This window comes from Corynebacterium maris DSM 45190 (assembly GCF_000442645.1).
Taxonomy (GTDB): domain Bacteria; phylum Actinomycetota; class Actinomycetes; order Mycobacteriales; family Mycobacteriaceae; genus Corynebacterium; species Corynebacterium maris.
The window spans coordinates 1653913-1677504 of sequence record NC_021915.1; the positions used below are offsets into that span (position 1 = coordinate 1653913).

The window sequence follows — 23592 nt, forward strand, 5'->3', positions numbered from 1 at the left end:
GGCCATGCTTAGTCGACGGCCTCCAGCGGCAGCGAGTGATCCGCCGCCCACTCGGTCATCGAGCCGTCATAAACGGCGACGTCGTCCCGGCCCAAGCGTGCCAACTGGAAGGCCTCCAGGGTGGCGGCGATGCCTCCGCCACAGTATGTGATCGGCGTTTTTCCCTCGTCCAGAGCGCCCACCGCCTCGTACTGCCCGCGCACCTGCTCCGGCGGGGCAGCTTTGCCCTCATCGGTGAGCAGATCGTGGAACGGAACGTTGACAGAGGACGGGATATGCCCGGCGCGCTCATACGTCTTGCGCTCACCGGTGTAGGTGGGCAGGTCAAGGGAATTGATCAGCAGGACGTCGTCGTTGACGATGGAGTCTTTGACCAGGTCAACGTCTGCGAGGAGTGCGTCGCGGCGGTGCGGGGTGAAGGTGGCCGGTTCGTTGGCCTCGACGTCGGCGGCCAGCGGAAGGCCGGCGGCTTTCCAGGCGGGCAGCCCGCCGTCGAGGATGGAGATGCGGTCGTGTCCTTCCAGCCGCAGATTCCACCACAGGCGGGTGGCCCACATCATCTGGCCTTGGTCGTAAATGAGCACATGGGAGTCATTGGTGACGCCGAGGGCACCGATGCGTTCGGCGAAGGTCGCGGAGTCGAGCACGGTGAAGGCGTGTTCGGAGTCCTGATCAGCCAGGTCCAAGTGCAGGTCGGCGTGGACGGCGCCAGGGATGTGCTCGGCTTCGTAGGCGGTGCGACCGGAGTTGACGGTGTAATAACCGTCACCTTCCGGCTGATCCAGGAAGGTGGTGGCGTCCAGGACAACGACGTCGTCGTGGCCGAGGTGGTCGCGGAAGGTGGCGGCGTCGAGGAGCAGCGGATGTTCGAATTGTGCGTCGGTCATGTTTCCCACCGTAGGAACGACGCCTGTGAGAAGCCGGGTTTAGATTCGGGCCTACTGGCAGACGTCGTGTCATGCGGCGCTGACAATCATCGACGTCATCCGTTCTTGTCGGTGCGCGCCCCCCGCAGACTCCCGTCGAGCTGGCGCAGGGCGCTGCGCACCGTGGCCACGAGCACTCCGGTGGTCACCACGGGCGCGGCGACGATCCCAGCCGCCGGCCACAACCGGGAGGATTGTGGGTCATCGGCGCGCCGGGTGGCGGCGGTGATCAGCAACAGCGACATGGCCTGCATGCTGAGGGCCTGGGCGGCGGCGGTGGCGTCGACCTCCACCCCCTCGCTCCCCTGACGCGCGGAGAACTCCGCCCACGCCCCAGCGCCAGCGGAAATGAGCACGGGCGCGGCCATGGCGGCGGGCCCGCTCGACCAGCGGGTGGGCTTGAAGGTGATCCCCCAGTTGGATGGCAGTCGTTTGTGGGTCAGCGCGGCGCGCACCCCGGCGGCCGCCACCACTGCTCCGCCAACGATCGGCGCGACGCGTAGGGCGCCGGCGACCCCGGGCGGGATGTGCTCGGCGAGATCGGGCAGCGAGTCGTCGGGGCGGATGAGGCCGAGCTTCACGGCGACGGCGCCGACGTTGAGGTTCCAGCCGGCGCCGAAGGTTCGAGGCACGAACAGGTCGGGGTTTTCCGGTTCGAAGCCGCGCAGATGGGCGCGGGCGTCGGCCAGCCCGGGCAGGGAAACGGGGACGCCGAAGATGCGCCGGATGCCGTCGTCGTGGGTGCCGGAGTCGTCAGGTCGGGTGTTCATTGGGGATCAGTGTCCTTCCAGGATGTCGGTGACGGCCTGCGACAGGGTGTGCCAGTCATCGCGCAAGCCGGCCAGGCGGGTTCTGCCCACGTCGGTGAGGCTGTAGATCTTGCGGGGCGGGCCGACCGGGGATTCCTCCCAGTGGGTGGCCAGCACGCCGCTGGTGCGCAGGCGGGACAGCAGCGGGTACAGCGTGCCGGTGGACAGTTCCATCCCGTCGGCGCGGGCCAGGGTGTCGCGCAGCGCGCCGCCGTAGGAGGGATGACGGTCCAAGACCGCGAGCACCATCAGTTCGAGCACGCCTTTGCGCATCTGAGATTCGGCCATCGTCAACCTCCCTTTCTTTACCAGCTACTATGTATTACATAGTAGCTGGTGCGCACTTTCAGGTAAAGCCCCTGCCACCCTCCATCTCGGCAACACTTGTCGCGGAATGGATTTCCTGCTCCACTAGGGACTACGGTGTAGGGAACCTATCGGCCCAGGGGCCGATCATTGCGGACCATCCCCGCCAGTGCCGGAATCCAGGCCACACACCTGCAACAATAGGCAAACCATGAATTCATATCAGGGCGAATGTATGGAATGCCTATCGACTGGTATATAGTTTAAACGTATGAGCACTAAGGAATACCGGCCCACGCTCGCGCAGATGCGGACGTTTGTGACCATCGCCGAGAACAAGCACTTCGGCACCGCAGCCAACAAGCTGTCCATTTCCCAGCCCTCCCTCTCCCAGGCCCTCGTCGCCCTAGAGAACGGGCTCGGCGTCCAACTGATCGAGCGCTCCACCCGCAAAGTCATCGTCACCCCCGTCGGTGAGGAGCTGCTGCCCTACGCCAAGGCCACCCTGGAAGCCGCCGACACTTTCCTCGCCCACTCGCGCGGAGCCAACGGCACCCTTTCCGGCCCCCTGACCTTGGGCCTGATCCCCACCGTCGCCCCCTACCTGCTGACCGGCGTCCTCACCGGCTTCAAGGACAACTACCCGGAGCTGGAACCGCGCATCGTCGAGGAGCAGACCAAGCACCTGCTGCAGCAGCTGCGCGACGGCCAAATCGACGCCGGCGTCATCGCGCTCCCCTCCGAGGCCTCCGGCCTGATCGAAGTCCCCCTCTACCGCGAGGAATTCGTCGTCGTCCTCCCCGAAGGCCACCCCCTCGGCGGACGCGACGACCTCACCCTCGAGGAACTCCACCAAATCGACCTGCTGCTGCTCGACGACGGGCACTGCCTGCGCGACCAGGTCCTCGACCTGTGCCGCCGCGCCTCGGTCAACCCCTCGGAGGCGGCCAACACCGTCACCCGCGCCGCGTCGCTGACCACCGTCATCCAGCTCGTGGTCGCCGGCCTCGGCGGCACGCTGGTGCCGATCTCCGCCCTCGAGGCGGAATGCTCCCGCCCAGGGCTGTCGGTGTCCTACTTCGCCGAGGGCGTCAATGCCCAACGCGAAGTCGGCATGGTGTTCCGCTCCTCGTCCTCACGCGCCGAGGAATTCAAGAAGCTCGGCGCCATCATCGCGGAATCCTTCACCGCGTCCCTGCCGGAGGCCACCCGCCAGCGCGCCACCCTCGCCCCGGACTACGCCGCCTAACTTCCCGGCGCGCCCGCATCCCCACCGCCCGCGCCCCCAACGACGACGTACGCCCCGCCCGAGCACCGTCCCGGAATGCTTCCGGTCGTGTGCCTGGGCGGGGCGTCTGTGCTTCCGACTCTTCCCGCTGGCTGCTCTTAGACCTGCGCGGGTACCTGCCCGCCGGCGGCCTGGCGGTACATGTGCGCGGTGACCAGGATGAGTATCGGGGTCAGCAGGAGGGAGCCCACTCCCAACGTAAACATCGACAGCACACCGCTGACCAGCGCGACCACCACCTGGTAGAGCACCAGGCGGCCGTAGTTACGTCCGGCGGCCTTGACGCCTTCTGCGATGGAGCCGAAGAACTTCTCCCGGCGCTCCACGAGGTAATAAGGCATGAACATGGTGAACGGGGTGATCAGCACGGCCAGCAGCAGCGTGCCCAGTATGCCGCCGAGCAGGGGTAAGACGATGGCCGTGATCGCTTCTTCGTCGGAAACGGGCTGCTGTTCCACCGAGGCAAGCGAGAGCATCATCGGCAGCATGGGCAGCAGCATGACCGCGGACAGCACCACGCCGACCAGCAGCTGCTGCAGGATGACGGGAAAGACGTTGACGTCGCGGAAGAAGTGCCGCCACCCCATCTGCGGGGTGTCGATCTGGTGCAGCGCGCCCCGGATCAGGCACAGCCACACCGCCAGGCTGACAATCGTGACGACCACCGCGAAGATCACCGTGCCCGCCCCGCCGCCGGCGATGGGTTCGCCGGCTTCGATGGCGGCGACCTGGGCCATCACCACGGCGAAGTACACGCCCGCGCCCACTAATGCGAGGGCCAGGAACACGAGGATGACCATGACCCACACCTTCCAGTTGCGGAAGGTGGTCTGGAATCCCCAGCCGACGGCGCGCAGCACGTCGATCTTGCCGGTGCCTTGTTCCGGGGCGCCGGGTCCTGCGCCGTACCCGGACTGACCGTAGGGGTCCTGGTATCCGCCGTACCCGCCGTACCCGGCGTAACCGCCGTAGCCGCCGTAGCCCTGGGGCGCGGCCGGGTCCTGACCGAAGGCGCCGGGCTGGGTGTAACCGCCGGATTCGTCGTAACCGCCGTAGCCGCGCGCGGGATCCTGCGGGTGGCCGCCGCGATCCTCGGGGTGCGGCGTCGGCGGGTAGGACAGATAGTCGGGGTAGCCGTCCGGGTATTCCGGGGGCTGCGGATCGGCTCCGTTACCGTCGCCGGTGTTGTCGCTGTCGGGGCGGTGCCCGTCAGGGTCGTGCGGGTCGTCCGGCCCGCCGTGAGATGGTGTGCTCATGAGGAAACACCCTTTCGCCTAGGTCGCCGCCCAGATTACGGCAGGCCACCGCGCCTCGCTGCACACGGTCTCCGACGGAGGCGGCGTTGACGGTGGCTTCCTCGCTGGTTGGGCGGGTAACATGCCTAGACGACTATGACTACTTCCGATGCAGTGCCCACCCGCGACGACCTGTACGCGGCCCTTGACGGTGTGACGCTCGCCGACGAACGGAATTTCCGCCGGCGGCTGCGTAAAGCGCGTGCCCCCAAGGCGTTGAGCGAGATCGGCGCCGAGATCACCGCCGCCGCGCGGCGGGTGACGCGCGTGGCGGAGGCGATTCCTTCGATCACCTACCCGGAGCAACTGCCGGTCAGTGACCGCCGCGACGACATCGCCGAGGCCATCGACAACAACCAGGTGGTCATCGTCGCAGGTGAGACCGGTTCGGGAAAGACGACGCAGATCCCGAAGATCTGCCTGGACCTGGGCCGGGGCCGGCGCGGGCTGATCGGGCACACGCAGCCCCGCCGGCTGGCGGCGCGCACGGTCGCGGAGCGGATCTCGGAGGAGCTGGGCCAGAAGATCGGCGAGACCGTCGGCTACGCGATCCGTTTCGACGACCGGGTGTCGCCGTCGACGGCCGTGAAGCTGATGACGGACGGCATCCTGCTCGCGGAGATGCAGCGCGACCGCTTCCTCAACGCCTACGACACGATCATCATCGACGAGGCGCACGAGCGCAGCCTGAACATCGACTTTTTGCTGGGCTACCTCAAGCGGCTGCTGCCGAGGCGCCCGGACCTGAAGGTGATCATCACTTCGGCGACGATTGACCCGGAGCGTTTCGCGGAGCACTTCGCCGCCGCCGACGGCTCCCCCGCCCCCATCATCGAGGTCTCCGGACGCACCTACCCCGTGGAGATCCGCTATCGGCCGCTGGAGGCGGAGGTCGACGGCAAACTCATCGACGTCGACCCGCTGGACGGGCTGTGCGACGCCATCGAGGAACTCATGGCCGAGGGCTCGGGCGACATCCTGTGCTTCTTCCCCGGCGAGCGCGACATCCGCGACGCCATGGAGGCCATCGAGGGCCGGCGCTGGCGCGGGGTGGAGGTCACCCCGCTGTTCGGCCGGTTGTCCAACCAGGAACAGCACCGGGTGTTCAGCCCGCATTCGGGTCGGCGCATCGTGCTGGCGACCAATATCGCGGAGACCTCGTTGACGGTGCCGGGCATCCACTACGTGGTGGACACCGGCACGGCACGTATCTCGCGCTACTCGACGCGCACGAAAGTGCAACGCCTCCCGATCGAGCCGATTTCCCAGGCCAGCGCGAACCAGCGCTCGGGCCGTTCCGGGCGTGTGGCCGACGGCGTGGCCATCCGCCTGTACTCGGAAGAAGACTTCGAGTCGCGGCCGGAGTTTACCGACCCGGAAATTCTGCGCACCAACCTGGCCAGCGTGATCCTGCAGATGATTTCGCTGCGGCTCGGCGACATCGAGGAGTTCCCGTTCGTGCAGCCGCCGGAACAACGCGCGGTGCGCGACGGTCTGGCCCTGTTGCACGAACTCGGCGCGATCGAACCGAACCAGGAGCGCGACGGCGCGCCGGTGTTGACCGCGATCGGCCGGGACCTCTCCCGCCTGCCGGTGGACCCGCGGATGGCGCGCATGCTGGTGGCGGGAAACCGCCTGGGCGTGCTCGACGACGTCACTGCGCTGGTGGCCGCCATGACCATCCAGGACGTGCGCGAGCGCCCCCTGGAGAAGCAGGCGCAGGCGGATCAGGCGCACGCTCGGTTCAAGGACGCCACCTCGGATTTTTTGAGCACCCTGAAACTGTGGGACTACATCAACGACTCCCGCGACGATCTGTCCGGCAACGCGTTTCGCAAACGCATGAAGGGTGAATACCTGCACTACATGCGCATCCGCGAGTGGTACGACCTGGTGCGCCAGCTGCGCGGGGTCTCCCGCCAGCTGGGCTGGTCGTCGAAGGACAAGGTCGTGGGCGCACGCGACGCCACCGGCATCCACAAGTCGATGCTGACGGGCCTGTTGTCCAATATCGGCGCCCGGGACGGCAACTCCAAGGAATTCAAGGGCGCCCGCGGCACCCGCTTTCTCGTCTTCCCCGGTTCCGCGCTGGCGAAGAAGCCGCCGGAGTTCCTCATGGCCGCCGAACTGGTGGAGACCTCCCGGCTGTGGGCGCGCGACGTCGCCGCCATCGAGCCCGCCTGGGTCGAAGAAGTCGCGGGGTCGCTGCTCAAGCACACTTACAGCGACCCGGTGTGGTCGCGTAAGCGGGCCGCCGCGATGGCGCACCAAAAATCCACGGTCTACGGCGTCACCGTCGTCGCCGACCGGCTGGTGCCCTACCACCGGGTGGACCCGGAGGCCGCCCGCGACATGTTCATCCGCCACGCCCTGATCGAAGGCGACTGGAACACCCACCACGAGTTCTACAAGCGCAACGTCGCCCGCCTGGAGGAAGTAGGCGAACTGGAGGAAAAGGCGCGCCGCCGCGGGCTGGTCGTCGACGAGGACACTCTCTTCGACTTCTACGACGACAAGCTGCCCGCCACCGTGACCACCGCCCGGCACTTCGATTCCTGGTGGAAGAAAGAAAAGGCCCGCAACCCGCAGCTGCTCGACTTCGACCCGGAGGCGCTGCTGGCCGAAGACGCCACCCAGGTCACCGGCGAAGCCTTCCCCGACACCTGGCGCACCGGATCCTTGACCTTCGATCTGACCTACCGCTTCGAACCCGGCCACCCCCAGGACGGCGTGACCGTCAACGTGCCGATCCCGCTGCTTGCCGGCATCGACGACGAAGGCTTCGACTGGCTGGTGCCCGGGCTGCGCGAAGAATTGGTCACCGAGCTGATCCGCTCGCTGCCCAAGGCCATCCGCCGGTCTGTGGTGCCGGCCCCGAACTTCGCCGAACGCGCCCTGCCCCTGCTTCACCCCTTCGACTCCCCCATCACGGAACAGTTGGCCGACGCGCTGCGCCAACTCGGCGGCAGCGGCATCAACGTCGGCGACTTCGCCGTCGACAAGCTGCCCGCCCACCTGCGGATGACGTACGCGGCGATCGACAAGCGCGGCAAAGTCGTCGACTCCGACAAGGATCTGGCCGCCCTCAAGCAACGCCAGGCCGGGCAGATCCGCTCTTCGGTGAGCAAGGTCGGGCGCAAAGCGGAGGCCACGGCCGTCAAGAACTGGACGCCCGAGAATCTGGGCGAGGTCCCGGAGGAGGTCAGCACCACGGTCGACGGCCACACCGTCGCCGCCTACCCGGCGTTGTCGGCCACCGCCGACGGCGTGGAAGTCAAGGTGTGGCCCACGAAGGCCGCCGCCGACGCCTCCATGATGACCGCCACCTTGACGCTGCTGATGCGCGAGATCACCGTCAACGCCAAACAAATGACCAAGGGGTTGCCGCTGCAGCAAAAAGTCGCCGTGGACAACTACCCGCACGGCGGTGCCGACGGCTTGGTCGAAGACGCGCGTATCGCCGCCATCCGCGACGTGATGATCGCTCACGGCGGGCCGGTGCGTGCCCCGGAGGAATTCGACGCACTGAAGTCGAAAGTCGCCCCGGAGGTGCCCGGTGAAGTCCGTCGCGCCGTGGTCGGCCTGGCCCCCGGGCTGGTGCTGCTGTCGAAAGTCAAGGACGAATTGGCGCAGTGGAGCGGGCCGGCGATCGACGACATGCTCGCCCAACTGGAGTTCATGCTGCCCAAAAACGCCGTGACGACCCACGGGATAGGGCACCTGCGGCATCTGCCGCGCTACTTAAGCGCGATGCAGATCCGGCTGGAGGAAATGGGCCTGGATCCGGACAAGGACGCGGACCGGCAAGATGAGGTCGGGGCGGTCAAGAGCGTCTTACGGGCGCGGTTGAAGCAGCTGCCCGAGGCCCGCGCGAAGTCGAAGGCGGTGCGCGACATCGGCTGGATGATCCAGGAATTTCGGGTCAGCCTCTTCGCCCAGCGGCTGGGCACCGCCCACCCGGTCTCCGCGCGGCGGATCGAAAAGGCCATCGCCAAGCTCTGACGCCGAGGCTGGGCGGGCAGGGTCAGGCGCGGAAGAGTCAGTCCTCCCGCGCGCGGCGGCGCATCAGGCGGATCTCCGCCTCGAAGTCCTCCGCCGACTCGAAGGACTTGTAGACGGACGCGAAACGTAAATAGGCGACCTCGTCGAGTTCGCGCAACGGCTCCAGCACCGCCAACCCGATGTCGTTGGCGTTGATCTGCGAGCTGCCCTGTCCGCGCACGGTCTCCTCGACCTGCTGGGCCAGCTTCTTCAACGCGTCGTCGGAGACTTCGCGCCCCTGGCACGCCCGGCGCACGCCGCGAATGAGCTTTTCCCTGCTGAACGGCTCCGTCACGCCGTTGCGCTTGACGACCAGGAGCACCGCTTTTTCCAGCGTGGTGAAACGCCCCTGGCAGTGCGTGCACTCTCGGCGACGTCGCGTCGCCGTGCCCGCCTCGATGACGCGGGAATCAATGACGCGGGAATGCTCGTGGTGGCAAAAGGGGCAATGCACGGTGATCGGCTCCCGTCGGACGCTGAAATGTTGTGGGCTTATCAGTCTAGCCCCGGTCTTTTTCTCTTTTTCGCACGCGCCGCCTATTTCGCCACAACGGCGCTGACGGACTCTGCGGGAGGCGGCGGAATGCTCGGAGTTTCTCCGTTCACGGCGTAGACGGTGCCCAACACCACCGAAAAACCCAGCACCGCTCCCAGAAGGTATGTTCGACCGGCCTCCCGTCGGGCGGTCGCCCGATCCGCATGCCCCGTCCGCACTGGCGGGCAGGGCGCCGTGCCGGGCGTCGAGGGCTGCGCCGCCCGCAGTGTGCGCACCCGCGGTGCCGGGGCCTGCCCGGGCGGTGGGGACGGGGGTTCCCATACGGACGCTGCGGGAACGACGTGGAACGAGGGGGAGAAAGTCGGTCCAGGCCGGTGGCGTGGCAGAAGCGGAAATATCATGGGGCGCCGTCCTTGGGGTCGCGTGTGGCGTTAACGTACAAGGCGTGTCCGACACCGCCGAGGCCCGAGTTCGATCGCCTGTTCGATGTCGCGTACATGTTCGATTTCTAACAGGCTTTCGAAACTTTGTCCACATGTACGGGCAAAGAGTCGAACATTCGTGCAAAGACGTGGTAGACACAAGGGCAACGACCTTTTAGCCCCGGATTCAAAGGAGGCCCACGATGGCCGCAAAGAAATCCGCCGCGACGCCCGACCCCGCCGCGGCATCCTCCGCCAAGAAAAAACTCGACGTCGACACCCTCTCCGCCCGCCAGCGTCGCATCCTGGAGGTCATCCGTGACGCCATCGTGCTGCGCGGCTACCCGCCGAGCATCCGGGAAATCGGCGACGCCGCCGGACTGCAGTCCACCTCCTCGGTCGCCTACCAGCTCAAGGAGCTGGAGAAGAAGGGATTTTTGCGCCGGGACCCGAACAAGCCGCGCGCCGTCGACATCCGACACTTGACGGACACCGCCCCGAAGCAGAAGGACGACAAGGACCCCGCCCCGCAGAGCCCGGACGCCGGCCCTGCCCCGACCTACGTCCCGGTGGTCGGGCGCATCGCCGCCGGCTCGCCGATCCTCGCCGAGCAGAACATCGACGAGTACTATCCCATGCCCGCCGAACTCGTCGGCGACGGCGAGCTGTTCATGCTGCAGGTGGTCGGCGAATCCATGCAGGATGCGGGCATCCTCGACGGCGACTGGGTGGTCGTGCGCTCTCAGCCGGTCGCGGAGCAGGGCGATTTCGTGGCCGCCATGCTCGACGGGGAAGCCACGGTCAAGGAGTTCCACAAAGACGCCACCGGGGTGTGGCTGCTGCCGCACAATGAGACCTTCTCCCCCATCAAGGGGGATCAGTCCCAGATCATGGGCAAGGTCGTCTCCCTGATGCGTAAACTGTGAGCGACGATTTCCGCAGGCGACTGTGACCCTGCCCCCTCATACGGGGGACGGTGCACCGACGGGTGAGCGATCTCTGGAATCATACTGTCATTGACCCGCCGCTGTCGCTCCGGCCCTCAAGGACACCCCTCGGGGCCGGACCCAGCAACTCGTGAAGGACATGGTGCATGTACGCAGAGGAACGCCGCCGACAAATCGCCTCCCTGACCGCCGTCGAAGGGCGCGTCAACGTCACCGAGCTCTCGGCGAAGTTCAACGTCACCGCAGAAACCATCCGCCGCGACCTGGCGGTCCTCGACCGCGAGGGGGTCGTCCACCGCGTGCACGGCGGCGCCGTGGCCAGCCAGAGCTTCCAGACGGCCGAGTTCACCCTCGACGCCCGGTTCCGTTCCGCACCGTCCGCCAAGCAGGCCATCGCGGACGCGGCCGCGCGCTTCCTGCCGGCGGCCGGCGGCGGCATCTTCCTGGATGCGGGCACCACCACCACGGCCCTGGCGGATCTGGTCAGCGAAAACCCCACCGCTGCGCAGTGGTCGATCGTGACCAACTCCCTGCCCATTGCGCTGAACCTGTCCAAAGCAGGTCTGGGTGAGGTCCAGCTGCTCGGAGGACAGGTCCGCGCGATCACCCAGGCCGTCGTCGGAGACACCGCCCTGCGCACGCTCGCCCTCATGCGCGCCGACGTCGCTTTCATGGGCACCAACGCCTTGACCCTGGACCACGGACTGTCCACCGCTGACTCCCAGGAGGCGGCGGTGAAATCCGCGATGGTCACCAACGCGCATAAAGTCGTGGTGCTGTGCGACGCCACCAAACTGGGCAACGACTACCTGGTCAGCTTCGCCAGCCTCGACCAGGTGGACGTGGTCATCACCGATAAAGCCGCCCCGGAAACCTTCGTGGAGTCCCTGCGGGAACGCGAAATTGAGGTCGTCATCGCCGACTGATCCCGGGCACAGCTGCTCCCGGCTCATTGACATTCGGACACGATCGGGCAAAAATTAAGCGACATTACCGTCGCCGCCTGCCGTCTGCGGCGACCCGCACGCACCCCACGGGAAGTGCGCAACGCCTGCCTGACCCCGGGCAGGGCACATGCGTCATCGACCAAGGAGATGTCGGCCGAGTGATTTTAACTGTGACTCCTAACCCGAGCCTGGACACCACGCTGGTGCTGTCCGGCCCCCTGGAGCGGGGAGAAGTTCAACGCCCGCGGGCGGTCGCCCGCGTGGCCGGAGGCAAAGGAGTCAACGTCACCCAGGCCGTGCGCCTGGCGGGGCGCGATAGCCTGGCGTTGTTCCCCGCCCGGCGCACCGACCCTTTCCTCGCCCTCGCCGACGAGGCGGGCATCCCCTTCGACTACATCGACGTGCCCGAAGGCGTGCGCATCAACACCACCGTCGAGGAGCCGGGCGGGGTCACCACCAAGCTCAACGGCCCCGGCGCATCGCTGTCCCCGCGGGCGCGGCGGGCGTTGACGGACAAGATCCTCGAGCATGCCGACCGGGCCCAGTACCTGGTCATGGCGGGTTCCCTGCCGCAGGGGACGCCGGCGGATCTGTACAGCGAGATCATCACGGTGGTCTCTGCCCGGTGCCCGTGGCTACCCATCGCCGTCGACACCTCTGAAGCGGCGATCGAAGCGCTCGGAGAGCATTTCGACCTCGCCGCACCCAGACTCATCGCCCCGAACGGCGATGAGCTCGGCCAGTTGGTGGGTGCTCCACGCGGGGAATTCGAGCAGGCCGCGCTGGCCGGCGACTACTCCCCCACGGTGCAGGCCGCCCTCGACGTCCATCGGCGCGGCGTGGCGGAAGTCCTGGTCACCCTCGGCGCCGCGGGCGCCGTCCTGGTCAATGCGGACGGCGTCTGGCGGGGGCGGGCCCCGAAGGTCGCGGTGCGTTCCACGGTCGGCGCCGGCGACGCGTTTTTGGCCGGTTACCTGATGGGCTGGTGTGACGGGGACGGCCCCAAGACACGTTTGGCCGGGGCCGTCGCCTACGGCACAGCGGCGACGGGACTGCCGGGAACGACGATGCCGACCCCGAGTCAGGTCAATTCCGCCGTGGTGCACGTGGACCGGTTCCCGGATCCCCCGACGTCCGACCGGTCACCGCAGCAAGCTTTTTCCTCGTGACCCGCCCCTCCTGCGCGCTAGACGCCTAGGATCGGGGCGTGACGGCCCCGGCGGTTGCCGGGAGAAACAGAAACGATCAGAGGGGAGACGTCTCGTCATGGCTTCATCCATCGTGACCGTGCAAACTGCGGTGGGGCTGCATGCCCGCCCGGCGGCGTTGATCGCAGACGCCGCCGGGAGGTTCCACGACGAGGTCTCTCTCACGCTGGTCGGCGAGGACACCGAGCCCGCGGACGCGTCCTCGGCGCTGATGATCATGGCCCTCGGGGCGCAGCGCGGAGACCGGATCCGGGTGGAGTCGCCGAATCAACGCGCCGTGACGGTGATCGCCGAACTGATCGCCAGCGATCTCGACGCTTCGCAGGGCTGAGTGCTACTTCAGGGCCCAGTGCAGGTCGACGGTCATCGTGTCGTCGTCGGAGGACAGGCTGGTGTAGTCCTCCCAGGCGATCTCCCCGAAGTCGTGCTCCGAGTCACGGACGAACTGAGAGAGCTTCTCCCAGGCACGGGACAGCCCGTGGGCGTTGCCCCGGAAACGCAGATGCGCGGTGCGCAGGTCGCCGTGGCGCACGACCTTGAAGGGGTTGTTGTCGCCGAGGGCGTCGCCCAAGATGTTGACGGTGTCCATGCGCACCGGGTAACCGCCGGCCAAGTCGACGGCGTCGCCGGGGGCGGTGAAGTAATAGCAGCGGGCGGGACCGACGGGGCGGACCTTGGCCGAGCGCAGCGCCTCCGTGGCGTCCGAGAAGACCCGGTCGAAGTAACCCTGCATCTCCGCGACGTCGATGGTGCGGCGGTTGACGAGGGCGGCATGGGCAGGAACAAATCGTTGTGCAATATTATCCATGCCCCTAATGATAGTTATTTTTTATGAATTGTGAAGTAGCGGCCCTCCCCGACCCGGTTAAACAGCAGCATCATCGCCGGGTAGCCGAGCAAAATGCCGATCGAACCCCACGCGATGCCTTCCAGGGGCACCCCGAACACCGTCAACGTCAGGTTGCCGATGCCCGCGATCAGCGCCACCGCCGCCGCGGAAAGGTTGACCGGGTGAGTGAAATCGACCTTGTTGTCCATCCAGATCCGCACGCCGAGCAAACCGATCATGCCGTAAAGCATGATCGTCGCCCCGCCGAGCACCCCGGTGGGGATGGTGAAGATCAACGCGCCGAACTTCGGCACAAAGGCCAGCACGATGGCAAAGGCGCCCGCCACCCAATAGGCGGCCGTCGAATAGACTCGCGTAGCGGCCATGACGCCGATGTTCTCCGCGTAAGTGGTCGTTCCCGAACCGCCGAAAGAACCGGCCAAGGCAGTGGCCATGCCATCACCGATCAGCGCCCGGCCGGACAAGTCGTCCAAGTTGCGTCCGGTCATCTCGCTGACGGCCTTGACGTGGCCGACGTTCTCAGCGACCAAGACGATCAACACCGGCAGCGTAACCAGGATCGCGGGCAACTGAAACTCAGGGGCAGTGAACGTCGGCAGCCCCACCCACGCCGCCTCGGCGATGGTCTGGCCCGCGTCCTCGGCGAGGTTGCCGGTCACCGCGGCGAAGATCCAGCCGACGGCCACGCCGATCAAAATCGCCAACCGCGAGATCATCCCACGGCCCATGACCGTGCACGCCAGAATGCCCACCAACGTCACCGCGGCGACCAGCGGCTGCGCCTCCACGTTCGCGGTCGCGGTCGGCGCCAGGTTGAATCCGATCAGCGCGACGATCGCCCCCGTCACCGCCGGCGGCATGACCGCGTCAATGAAACGGCGGCCGGCCAGATGCACGACCACCCCCACAACAATCAGGGCCAGGCCGGTGATCAGCACACCGCCCAACTGGGCGGCCATGCCGCTGGCCTGGCTCGCAGTCAGCGGTGCGATGAACGCGAAGGACGAGCCCAGATAAGAGGGCAAACGGTTGCGGGTGAGCAGCAGGAAAATAATCGTGCCCAGACCCGAGAACAACAACGTGGTGTTGACCGGGAATCCCGTCAGAGTCGGCACCAGCAGCGTTGCGCCGAACATGGCCACGACATGCTGCATGCCGATGCCGATGGTTCGCCCCCAACTCAGCCGCTCGTCGGGGGCGACGACGGCGCCCGGGGTAATTGTCTTGCCGTCGCCGTGGACGGCCCAGCCGAAGGTATTGGTCACGAGCCCCGATTATCCTCCACCCTCGGCCCGATGGCGAAACGAAACGCTACGCCCGCTTCGCCTCCGGCTCCCCCACCTCGTCCTCGACGTCGTCGCCGGAGACGATGAACTCCGCCAACTCCTCCGCCACCCGGCGCGGCAGGCGGACGTCGATGAGCGTGCCCTCCCCCGAGTACTCCTCCTCCAAAACGGTGCCCACCTCGTGGACGTAGGAGACGAGGTCGCCGCGAGTGAACGGGAGGGCGAGCTGGACGTGCGCGTCCCGGGAGTTCAAGAAGAGTTCGATCCGGGAGGTCAGTTCGTCGACGCCCTCGCCGGTCTTGGCGGAAAGGAAGACCACGTCTTCGTGTCCCAGCACGTGCCGCAGCTCGGCGAGCACCAGCGGGTCAGCCTGGTCGATCTTGTTGATCACGATCATCTCCGCCGGCATCTCCTCGCCGGTTTCCCGCACGATGTCGTAGATGACCTTGTTCACGGCCTCGATCTGCTTGAGCGGGAACGGGTCGGACCCGTCGACGACGTGCAGGATGAGGTCGGCGCCGAGAACTTCCTCCAGGGTCGACTTGAAGGCTTCGACCAGCTGCGTCGGCAGGTGGCGGACGAATCCGACGGTGTCGGTGAACACGACGGCGCGGCCGTCGGCCAGCTGCGCGCGCCGGGTGGTGGGGTCCAGGGTGGCGAAGAGGGCGTCTTCGACTAGGACGCCTGCCCCGGTGATGGCGTTGATGAGAGAGGATTTGCCGGCGTTGGTGTAGCCGGCGATGGCGATCTGCGGCACGACGGAGGAGCGTCGTTGGGAGCGCTTGATTTCGCGGGCGGTTTTCATGCCCGTCAGTTCCTTGCGCAGTTTGGCCATTTCGGTGCGCAGGCGGCGGCGGTCGGACTCGATTTTTGTTTCACCGGGTCCGCGCAGTCCCACGCCGCCGTTGGAGCCGGCGCGGCCGCCGGCCTGGCGGGAGAGGTTGCCGCCCCAGCCACGGACGCGGTTGTACAGGTATTCCATCTGGGCGAGGGAGACCTGCGCTTTACCTTCCTTGGATTTCGCGTGCTGGGCGAAGATGTCCAGGATCAGCATGGTGCGGTCGATGACCTTGGCGTTGAGCCGGTCCTCTAGGGCGACGAGCTGGCCGGGCGAGAGTTCGCCGTCGGCGATGACGGTGTCGGCGCCGGTGGCGTCGATGACGTCGCGAAGCTGGTCGACCTTGCCGGAGCCGATGTAGGTGCCGGGGTCGGGTTTGTCGCGCTTTTGGTAGAGCATTTCGACGACCTCGGCGCCGGCGGTTTCGGCCAGGGCGGCGAGTTCGTTCATGGAGGCGTCGACTTCGGCGGTGGTGCCGGTGGACCAGACGCCGACCAGCACGACTTGTTCCAGGCGCAGCTTGCGGTACTCGACCTCGGTGACGTCGGCGGCGTCCTCGGTGCGGATCGTGGTCTGCCGGGTGGCGCGGCGGAAGCTGTCGCGTTCGGACAGGTCTAATTCACCCGTCGTCGGCGTGGCCGGCTGATGCGGGGAGGTCAGGTCGCTCAAGTCGACGCCCGGGTCCTCCTGCTCCTCGGGTTGCGGGGTATTGTCGCGGAAGGCGCGGGCCAGCAGTTCGTCATTTTTGTCGCGTTTCGTCATTAGCTTCCATTGTTCCATTGACCATGGACTTTTGGAATAGAACGGCGATAGCTCTTAGCGATCACATGACGGTGGGATCAGAGATAATCCAGGTTGATCTCCGTCTCCGGGTCGAAGAACACGACCCCGCCCAGCGCCGGGCGCACGTGGAGGCGATCGCCTTGCTTCACGGAGTTCTTCCCGGCGCGGACGGTGACGCGCTCGCCCCGCACCCCGATGGGCGAATCGGGGGACATGACGGGAGTGCAGTAGGCGTACTGCTCGACGCCCAGGTGCTCGACGATGGCGACTTCGAGGGGCACAGTGGCCACCTTGGCCGGGGTGTCCTCGTTGACGGCCACGATCTCCCAGTTCTCTGGGCGCACGCCGATGATGAGCTTGTCGGAGGTCAGCTTCGCGGCGTTTTCCCGCGACAGCCCCAGATCCAGGGGGTGCCCCTCCCCGAGGGTCGCCCGCCCGTCGATGACGGAGACGCCGTCCATCAGGGTCATCGCCGGGGAACCGATGAACGTCGCCACGAAGGTGTTTCCCGGGCTCTCGTAAAGCGTCATCGGGACGTCGACCTGCTGAATGACGCCGTCTTTGAGCACGCACACCCGGTCACCCAGGGTCATCGCCTCCGTCTGGTCGTGGGTGACGTAGACGGTGGTGGCCCCCAGTTCGCGCTGCAGCGCGGCGATTTGGGCGCGGGTGGAGACGCGGAGTTTGGCGTCGAGGTTGGACAGCGGCTCGTCCATGAGAAAAACCTTGGGGTGACGGACGATGGCCCTGCCCATGGCCACCCGCTGGCGCTGCCCACCCGACATCGCCGAGGGTTTCTTGTCGATCAGATCCTCCAGCTCGAGCATCCGGGTGGCCTTTTCCACGCGCTCGGCGATGATCGACTTGTCCACCTTCTGGTTTTCCAGCGCGAAGGACATGTTCTGTCGGGCGGTCATGTTCGGGTACAGGGCGTAGGACTGGAAGACCATGGCGACGTCCCGGTCACGTGCCCGGGTCTCGGAGACGTCTTGTCCGTCGATGAGGATCTGGCCCTCGTCGATCGGCTCCAGCCCGGCCAGGAGCCGCAGGGTGGTGGATTTCCCGCAGCCGGAGGGGCCGACCAACACCAGGAACTCGCCGTCCGGGATATCGAGGTGGAAGCGATTGACCGCGGGCGGGCGCTCCGGATCGTAGATTCGGGAAACTTGGCGGAACTCCACTGTCGCCATGGCGTTACCGTCCTTTCACATCATTTTTCGGTCGGGTTGTCTACGGGGCGGGATCAGAGCAACGGCTCGACGTCGCGTTCGAAGGTCCGCAGCGTGTCGTTCTGCAGCTCCTCGAACACGGTCGCCACGTCTTCCTGGCCGATGGTGATGCGATCGAGGCCGGCGCCGATGCGGTCGCCGCCGGCGGGCACGAAGACGCGGGCGTAGTCCTGCGGCTGGGTGTTCTCCTCCAGCTGGTTGATGGCCGTGCGGGCGTTGGGGTTCTCCTCGAGGTACGCGATTTCGTCCGGGTGCTCCATGGCCTCCTTGCGCACCGGCATGTATCCGGTGGCCTGGGTGAAGGTGATGGTGTTCTCGACGTTGGTGAGGAAGTCGATGAACTTCAGCGCGTTGACCTTGCGTTCCTCGGCGATCCCGCTGGGAATGGCCACACCTGCGCCGCCGGTGGCGCACGAGGGGCCCGGTCCCGGCAGGTAGGTCGTGATGAACGGGACCGTCGCGGTCTCCGTCAGTCCGCCGAGCACGCCGGTGGACTGCAACAGCGCGGCGGCATTGCCGTTGCCGAACGCGACGGTCGGGTCGGTGGAGATCTCGATGTTGCCCTCGGCGACCTGCTGCTGCAGGAATTCTCCCGCTTCGATCGACGCGGGGTCGGTGAAGGTCGGTTCCCATCCCTCGGAGTACTGGCTGCCGAGCGCCCAGATCATGCCCTGGAAGTACCAGTCGAGGTAGCTGGTGCCGTCCGGCACCACGATCACGGGAAGGTCGCCGTTGACCTCGCGGATCTGCGGGGCCCACTCCGCGAACTCCTCCCAGGTCTCCGGGCCGCGGTCGGTCGGCAGGCCCGCGGCTTCCAGCATGTCGGTGTTCCAGTACATCAGGCAGGTGGAACGGGCATACGGCACACCGTAGTGTCCACCACTGAAGGCATAGTCCTCTCGCAGGGTGTCCACGTAGGAGTCCGGGTCGATTCCGGCCTGGTCCCAGTATTCGTCGAGGTTGGTGGTCTGGCCGTTGAGCGCGAAGTTGAACCAGGTGACGTCGGAGGCGATGATGATGTCCGGCAGCTGTCCGCCGGAGAGCGCGGCGTTGAACTTCTGGCCGAGCTCTTCGTAGTCGGAACCACCGGTGACGAGCTCCACCTGGATGTCCGGGTTGGCGGCGTTCCACTCGTCGATCATGGCCTGTTCCAGATCCTGGGAGGAGCCCGGGTGGTTCGACCAGAACTGCAGGGGGCCACCAGAATCCTGGCCGCCGGTGTTGGCGCCGCCGGCCCCGGCGCAGGCGGCCAGCGCGGCGGAGGACGCGGCGACGGCACCGAGACCGAAGACGGATCGGCGGCTGAGGTGGATGTTCAACGGGTTCATGAGAGTCTCCTTGGTGGGAAAATATGGGGGATGGATCGGTGGTCGGCGAGACGGGACGGACGGTCAGCCCTTGACCGCGCCGACGGTCAGGCCCTTGATCATGTTCTTCTGCAGCAGGAGAAAGACCACGAGCATGGGGATGGTGGTCAGGACGGTGCCCGCCATGACCGGACCCCAGTTGGTCAGCCCCTCCGCGTCCTGCAGCAACGTCAGGCCGACCGGCAGCGGCGCCCGCGCCGAGGTGTCGGTGATCAGGAACGGCCAGAGGTACTGGTTCCATTCGGTGACGGCGGTGATGAGGATGAAGGCGGAGAGCGTCGGCCAGGACATCGGCAGGACCACCTTGAACAGGGTGCGCCAGAACCCGGCGCCGTCCATGGCGGCGGCTTCGAGGATCTCCTTCGGCAGGGACTGGAAGTGATTGCGCATCAGGAAGGTGCCCAGGGCCACGCCCGCCAGCGGCAGGATGACGCCCATGTAGGTGTTGCGCAGGCCCATCTCCGCGATCAGCGAGTAGTTGGAGATGATGGTGATCTGACTGGGGACCATGAGGGTGGCGATGACGGCCAGGAACAGGAGGTTTCGCCCCGGGAACCGGAGAAAGGCGAACGCGTAGGCGCTGAGCACCCCGAAGGTGACCTGCACGACCGTGAGCACGGTGGTGATGATCACCGAGTTCCGTAGGTACTCCAGGAAGCCCGAGGTCTCCAGGACCCGGAGATAGTTGCCGATCTCCCACGGGTCGGGCCAGAAGGTGATCGGGTCCGCGTAGATCTCGGCGTACTGCTTGAATGAGGTGATGACGATGAAGTAGAGGGGAACCAGAATCACCAGGACGGCGAGGATCAGGCCGAGGTAGCCCAGGATCCTGGTCACCACGGACCCCGCCCGGGGTTTCTCCCGGTCGCGCCGGCGCTTGCGTTGCGCTTCGGTGACGACGGGTTGTCCCTCGTCCCGGGAGCTGGGCGTCGGCGGCAACGCCCGGCCCGGTGGCGGGGACCCGGCGGTTGAGGGCGACGGCCGGACGCTGGACGCGGTTGGCGCCGAGTGCTGACGTTCGGTTCTGTTGATCGACGTGGACATATTCAGTCCCTCCCCTTTTCCTGGTGGCGGATCTGGATCGCGGTGATGACCAGGACGACGAGGAACATGATCGTGGCGACCGCCGCCCCATAACCGGCCCGGCCGTTGACGAAGGTCTCCTGGTAAACTTGATAGACCATCGTCGAGGTGCCGTAGCCGAAGGGACCGCCCTCCGTCATCGCCTGGATGATGTCGAAGACCTGAAACGAATTCAGCAACACGGTGATGGAGATGAAGAACGTCGTGCCGCGCAGCTGGGGCATCAGCACCCGGAAGAAGCGCCGCACCGGCGGAGTGCCGTCGATCTCCGCGGCCTCGTCGAGATCCTTGCGCCGCCCTTGGAGGGCGGCCAGGTAGATGACGAAGACATAGCCGAGGTTCTTCCAGATGTAGGTCACCGTGATCATGAACAGCGCCCAGTTGGAGTTCTGGTAGAAGTTCGGGACCGGCAGATTGAGTAGCTCGAGGAAATACTGGATGAGCCCGTAATTCGGGTCGAACACGAATTGGAACGCCACGCCGATCGCGGCCCCGGAGATCACGTAGGGGGCGAAGACGATGCTGCGCGCCGCTCCCCTGCCGAAGAGTTTCCGGTCGAGCAACAACGCCAGCGCCAGGCCGAGCACCATGGACCCGACCACGGCGAAGAAGGTGAACACCACCGTGTTGAACACGACCCGACCGGTGCTGTCGGCGGTGAACCACTCGATGTAATTGTCGAACCCGATGAAGGTCTGGTTCGGCGACGAGAGGTTCCAGTGGAAGAAGGACAACCGGATGTTGTCGATGAGCGGACGGTAGGTGAAGACTGCCAGGAGGATGAGGTTCGGCCCCGCCAAGAGCAGGGCCAGACCGAGGACCCTCCAGTCGACCTTCCGACGCCGCCTGGGTCGGGCGCTCGCGGGCCCATCAGCGGCCGGGGGCCTCTTCGTGACGGCCGGTATGGTTGTGGACATGTTTTCACAGGCTAGGAGAACGAAAAGTCTGCTCAGCGAACTCCGGGTGAGGGCATTATGAATTGTCGGTCAATCTTTAATGGACGCGGGAAACCCTCCGTTCATCTGACCTTTCAACCGGGGACACGTGCCACGCACCCGGCCACGCCCGGATGACCGGGAGGTTAACCAGGCTTCCGGCCGACCACTTTGTCCCCCTCCGGCCCCGCTCCCCACATCCCAACTCCACTGTCCAGGCCGAACCCGTCGCCCGATGCTTTCACCCGGTCACGACCCCGGGGTACACTCCCTAACCATGAGCACTGATTTGAAGAGCATCGGCCTCGGGTTTGACCGCTGGCAGGACGCCGTCGAAGCTGCGAGCGCGACCGACCGTCTCGCCGTCACCGGCGAGGTCCGCGGCGGGCAACTCATTCAGTACAGCGACGACTCCGGCGCGCAGATCAATATTTTGGCCGTCGAGCCCTATGCCACTTTCGCGGGGTTCCAGTCGGAGACCCAGGCGTACGGCAACGTCACGATGGTCAACGACGTGTTGGCCTACTGCGAGGTGCTCAACCCCTACGGCAAGGTCATGACCTCGGTGACGGTCAACTTGGCCCAGGGTCCGCTGCTGTCGGATGAAGGCACGCAGGAATGGCAGCAGCTGGGGATCACCGCCCTGGTGCTGGATCATCAGATCTATGCGGACCCGCAGTCCTACGAGGCAGAGACCGGCGAGGTCACCGGCCTGCTGATCTCTGAGGGGGCGCAGTTGGTGGCCTCCGGGTCCGGCGCCGCGATCCCCGACGCCGGGGCACAGTTCTCCGCCCGCGTCCTCGAGGCGGAGTACCGGTGGAACCAGCTGACCGGCCATCGCTTCATCCACGCCACCGTCGACGGGGCGCTGCCTTTCGACGTCTGCCTGCCGGACGCCCCGGAACTGCCCGTGCGTGATTCCGTGCTGGCGGGCACCGCCGTGATGACCGCGTCCGTGCTGCAGCCCATCGGCGGCGGCTGCGGAGGCTGCGGCGGAAACTGCGCCTGCGGCGGACACTAGCCCCACGCCCGGCGCGGCGCGGGCACACCCCAAACCAGGGAGGATGATCCGTGAGCCCTTTCTCTTCGCGGGAGAATGGCCGCCGCGACTACCTCACCCTCTTGTTGTTGGTGGTCTCTGCCGTGGCGGCCATCGCCATGCTGCGCACCGCCGGGGTGGTCATCGTGGTGATCGCGACGATCGTGCTCGCCATGTACCTGGCGCGTTCCTCGACGAAGCCGGAAACGGCGTCGCTGCGCGGTTCGGTGCGCCTGTCCGCGGAGTCGCTGACGTCGGTGTTGGAAGAGTACGACGAGTTCAGGTCCTCCCCGGACGCCGACCAGTTGGCCGACCGGACGCTGTATCGCCCCGCCCTGCTCGATCCGGGAAACAGGGATGCGGATATCTCGGCATTCCATCAGCACCGTAACGCGGCGGATCGTTTTCTGCGGCGGTTGGAAGGGCACCTGCAGAATCCGAATCTTTCCGTGCGGGAGCTCGAGTCGTTGCTGCAGACTACCGATGAGCGGGCCCGGCGGCTCGAGCAGTCCTGGTGGGACGCCCGCCGTGCCGCACGGCGGCTGGGCCCGGGCTCTGAGTGACGGCGGACGGGGCTACTGCCCCACCCGCTCCAGCACCTCTATCGCCTGCGCGGTGGTGTCGCCCGCCGCGTCCAACCACTGGATGCGGGTGTCCCGGTTGAACCAGGACCGCTGTCGGCGCACATAGCGGCGGGTGCCGGTGATTGTGCGCTCCAGCGCCTCCTCCATCGAGTACTCCCCCGCCAGCGCTGCCAGCACTTGGGCGTAGCCGATCGCCCGTCCGGCGGTGGACTCCGCGATCAGGCCGTGCTCCGCCACCAGTTGCTCGACCTCGTCGACGAAACCGGCCTCGAACATCTCCCGGGTACGTTGCTCGATGCGCGGGTTGAGCCATTCCGACTCGGTGCGCAGCCCGAGGATGACCGTGCCCCAGCGCGGCGGAGCGTTGCGCGGGGGTTGCGAGGCCTGAAACGGCCGGCCCGTCAGTTGGATGACCTCCAGGGCGCGGACGGTGCGGCGCGGATCCTTGTCCTCGATCACCGCGGCGGCCGCCGGATCGACCGCGGCCAGCTCCGCATGCAGATGGTCGATCCCGACGGACTCCAGGCGGGCCTCGTAGGTGGCGCGGACCCGTGGGTCGGTGGGCGGGAACCGCCAGTCGTCGATGAGTGACTGCACGTACAGCATCGACCCGCCGACCATGATGGGGCGTACGCCGCGAGCGGCGATCTCCTCGACCGCGGCGACGGCGGCCTCCTGGTACTGCGCGACGGACGCCTTTTCCGTCACCGCCAGGACGTCGAGGAGATGGTGCGGGATACCGCGGCGTTCGTCGACGGGCAGCTTGGCGGTGCCGATGTCCATGCCCTGATACAACTGCATGGAGTCGACGTTGACGATCTCCCCGCCGTAACGCTCGGCCAGATCCAAAGACAGGGCGGATTTGCCGGAGGCGGTGGGCCCGACCACGGCGATCGGAGGCAGGTCAGTCATC

At 66.6% G+C, this 23592-nt stretch carries 21 protein-coding genes; 8 read left to right on the top strand and 13 right to left on the bottom strand.

From position 1 onward, the window contains the following. Positions 1-8 precede the first annotated feature (8 nt). The 3 genes from B841_RS07780 to B841_RS07790 all read right to left on the bottom strand — a co-directional run bounded on the left by B841_RS07780 (position 9) and on the right by B841_RS07790 (position 2023). The gene (locus tag B841_RS07780) at positions 9-887 is read right to left on the bottom strand and encodes a sulfurtransferase (RefSeq protein ID WP_020934939.1); all 879 of its coding nucleotides are present in this window, start codon (positions 885-887) and stop codon (positions 9-11) included. A 95-nt stretch (positions 888-982) separates the two neighbouring features. Then, complete coding sequence (locus B841_RS07785; RefSeq protein WP_020934940.1) at positions 983-1696, bottom strand: hypothetical protein; 714 nt, start codon at positions 1694-1696, stop codon at positions 983-985. 6 nt (positions 1697-1702) lie between these two features. After that, positions 1703-2023: a PadR family transcriptional regulator gene (locus B841_RS07790; RefSeq protein WP_020934941.1), complete on the bottom strand. Its 321-nt coding sequence runs from the start codon at positions 2021-2023 to the stop codon at positions 1703-1705. Positions 2024-2312: 289 nt separating this feature from the next. Between B841_RS07790 and B841_RS07795 the strand changes: the two genes are divergently transcribed. Continuing rightward, complete coding sequence (locus B841_RS07795; RefSeq protein WP_041631830.1) at positions 2313-3290, top strand: hydrogen peroxide-inducible genes activator; 978 nt, start codon at positions 2313-2315, stop codon at positions 3288-3290. Positions 3291-3427: 137 nt separating this feature from the next. Here B841_RS07795 and B841_RS07800 read toward each other — a convergent pair whose 3' ends face one another. Beyond that, complete coding sequence (locus B841_RS07800) at positions 3428-4585, bottom strand: ICP22 family protein (protein WP_020934943.1); 1158 nt, start codon at positions 4583-4585, stop codon at positions 3428-3430. A gap of 135 nt (positions 4586-4720) precedes the next feature. Here B841_RS07800 and hrpA point away from each other — a divergent pair, with 135 nt between their 5' ends. Then, on the top strand, positions 4721-8626 hold the full coding sequence (gene hrpA, locus B841_RS07805) for an ATP-dependent RNA helicase HrpA (RefSeq protein ID WP_041631831.1): 3906 nt from the start codon (positions 4721-4723) through the stop codon (positions 8624-8626). A gap of 37 nt (positions 8627-8663) precedes the next feature. Here hrpA and nrdR read toward each other — a convergent pair whose 3' ends face one another. After that, the gene (gene nrdR, locus B841_RS07810) at positions 8664-9119 is read right to left on the bottom strand and encodes a transcriptional regulator NrdR (protein ID WP_020934945.1); all 456 of its coding nucleotides are present in this window, start codon (positions 9117-9119) and stop codon (positions 8664-8666) included. A 667-nt stretch (positions 9120-9786) separates the two neighbouring features. Between nrdR and lexA the strand changes: the two genes are divergently transcribed. The 4 genes from lexA (at position 9787) to B841_RS07830 (ending at position 13016) form a co-directional block, all read left to right on the top strand. Continuing rightward, a complete protein-coding gene (gene lexA / locus B841_RS07815) occupies positions 9787-10509 on the top strand; it encodes a transcriptional repressor LexA (RefSeq protein ID WP_020934946.1) in 723 nt (240 codons plus the stop codon). A 167-nt stretch (positions 10510-10676) separates the two neighbouring features. After that, complete coding sequence (locus tag B841_RS07820) at positions 10677-11456, top strand: DeoR/GlpR family DNA-binding transcription regulator (RefSeq protein ID WP_020934947.1); 780 nt, start codon at positions 10677-10679, stop codon at positions 11454-11456. Positions 11457-11635: 179 nt separating this feature from the next. Then, positions 11636-12646, top strand: coding sequence for a 1-phosphofructokinase family hexose kinase (locus B841_RS07825; protein ID WP_020934948.1), 1011 nt, complete (start codon positions 11636-11638; stop codon positions 12644-12646). 97 nt (positions 12647-12743) lie between these two features. Further along, on the top strand, positions 12744-13016 hold the full coding sequence (locus tag B841_RS07830) for an HPr family phosphocarrier protein (RefSeq protein ID WP_020934949.1): 273 nt from the start codon (positions 12744-12746) through the stop codon (positions 13014-13016). 3 nt (positions 13017-13019) lie between these two features. Here the strand turns inward: B841_RS07830 and B841_RS07835 are convergent, their stop codons facing one another. The 7 genes from B841_RS07835 to B841_RS07865 form a co-directional block, all read right to left on the bottom strand. Continuing rightward, on the bottom strand, positions 13020-13493 hold the full coding sequence (locus B841_RS07835) for a hypothetical protein (RefSeq protein ID WP_020934950.1): 474 nt from the start codon (positions 13491-13493) through the stop codon (positions 13020-13022). A gap of 14 nt (positions 13494-13507) precedes the next feature. Continuing rightward, a complete protein-coding gene (locus B841_RS07840) occupies positions 13508-14800 on the bottom strand; it encodes a uracil-xanthine permease family protein (protein ID WP_020934951.1) in 1293 nt (430 codons plus the stop codon). A gap of 46 nt (positions 14801-14846) precedes the next feature. After that, positions 14847-16421 carry a GTPase HflX gene (hflX, locus tag B841_RS07845; RefSeq protein WP_020934952.1) on the bottom strand — a complete coding sequence of 525 codons (1575 nt, stop codon included), beginning with the start codon at positions 16419-16421 and terminating at the stop codon, positions 14847-14849. A 77-nt stretch (positions 16422-16498) separates the two neighbouring features. Then, positions 16499-17632 carry an ABC transporter ATP-binding protein gene (locus B841_RS07850; protein ID WP_020934953.1) on the bottom strand — a complete coding sequence of 378 codons (1134 nt, stop codon included), beginning with the start codon at positions 17630-17632 and terminating at the stop codon, positions 16499-16501. A 53-nt stretch (positions 17633-17685) separates the two neighbouring features. Next, positions 17686-18999, bottom strand: coding sequence for an ABC transporter substrate-binding protein (locus B841_RS07855; RefSeq protein WP_020934954.1), 1314 nt, complete (start codon positions 18997-18999; stop codon positions 17686-17688). Between the two features lie 63 nt (positions 19000-19062). Beyond that, complete coding sequence (locus tag B841_RS07860; RefSeq protein WP_084482005.1) at positions 19063-20082, bottom strand: carbohydrate ABC transporter permease; 1020 nt, start codon at positions 20080-20082, stop codon at positions 19063-19065. A 2-nt stretch (positions 20083-20084) separates the two neighbouring features. After that, positions 20085-21038 (bottom strand): carbohydrate ABC transporter permease, encoded by a 954-nt coding sequence (locus B841_RS07865; protein WP_041631832.1) that lies wholly within the window; start codon positions 21036-21038, stop codon positions 20085-20087. Positions 21039-21333: 295 nt separating this feature from the next. Between B841_RS07865 and B841_RS07870 the strand changes: the two genes are divergently transcribed. Next, positions 21334-22077, top strand: coding sequence for a hypothetical protein (locus tag B841_RS07870; RefSeq protein ID WP_041631833.1), 744 nt, complete (start codon positions 21334-21336; stop codon positions 22075-22077). Positions 22078-22127: 50 nt separating this feature from the next. After that, entirely contained in the window at positions 22128-22658 is a 531-nt protein-coding gene (locus B841_RS07875) for a hypothetical protein (protein WP_020934958.1), read from the top strand. Between the two features lie 12 nt (positions 22659-22670). Here the strand turns inward: B841_RS07875 and miaA are convergent, their stop codons facing one another. Further along, positions 22671-23591, bottom strand: coding sequence for a tRNA (adenosine(37)-N6)-dimethylallyltransferase MiaA (miaA, locus tag B841_RS07880; protein WP_041632205.1), 921 nt, complete (start codon positions 23589-23591; stop codon positions 22671-22673). Between the last annotated feature and the right edge of the window lies 1 nt (position 23592).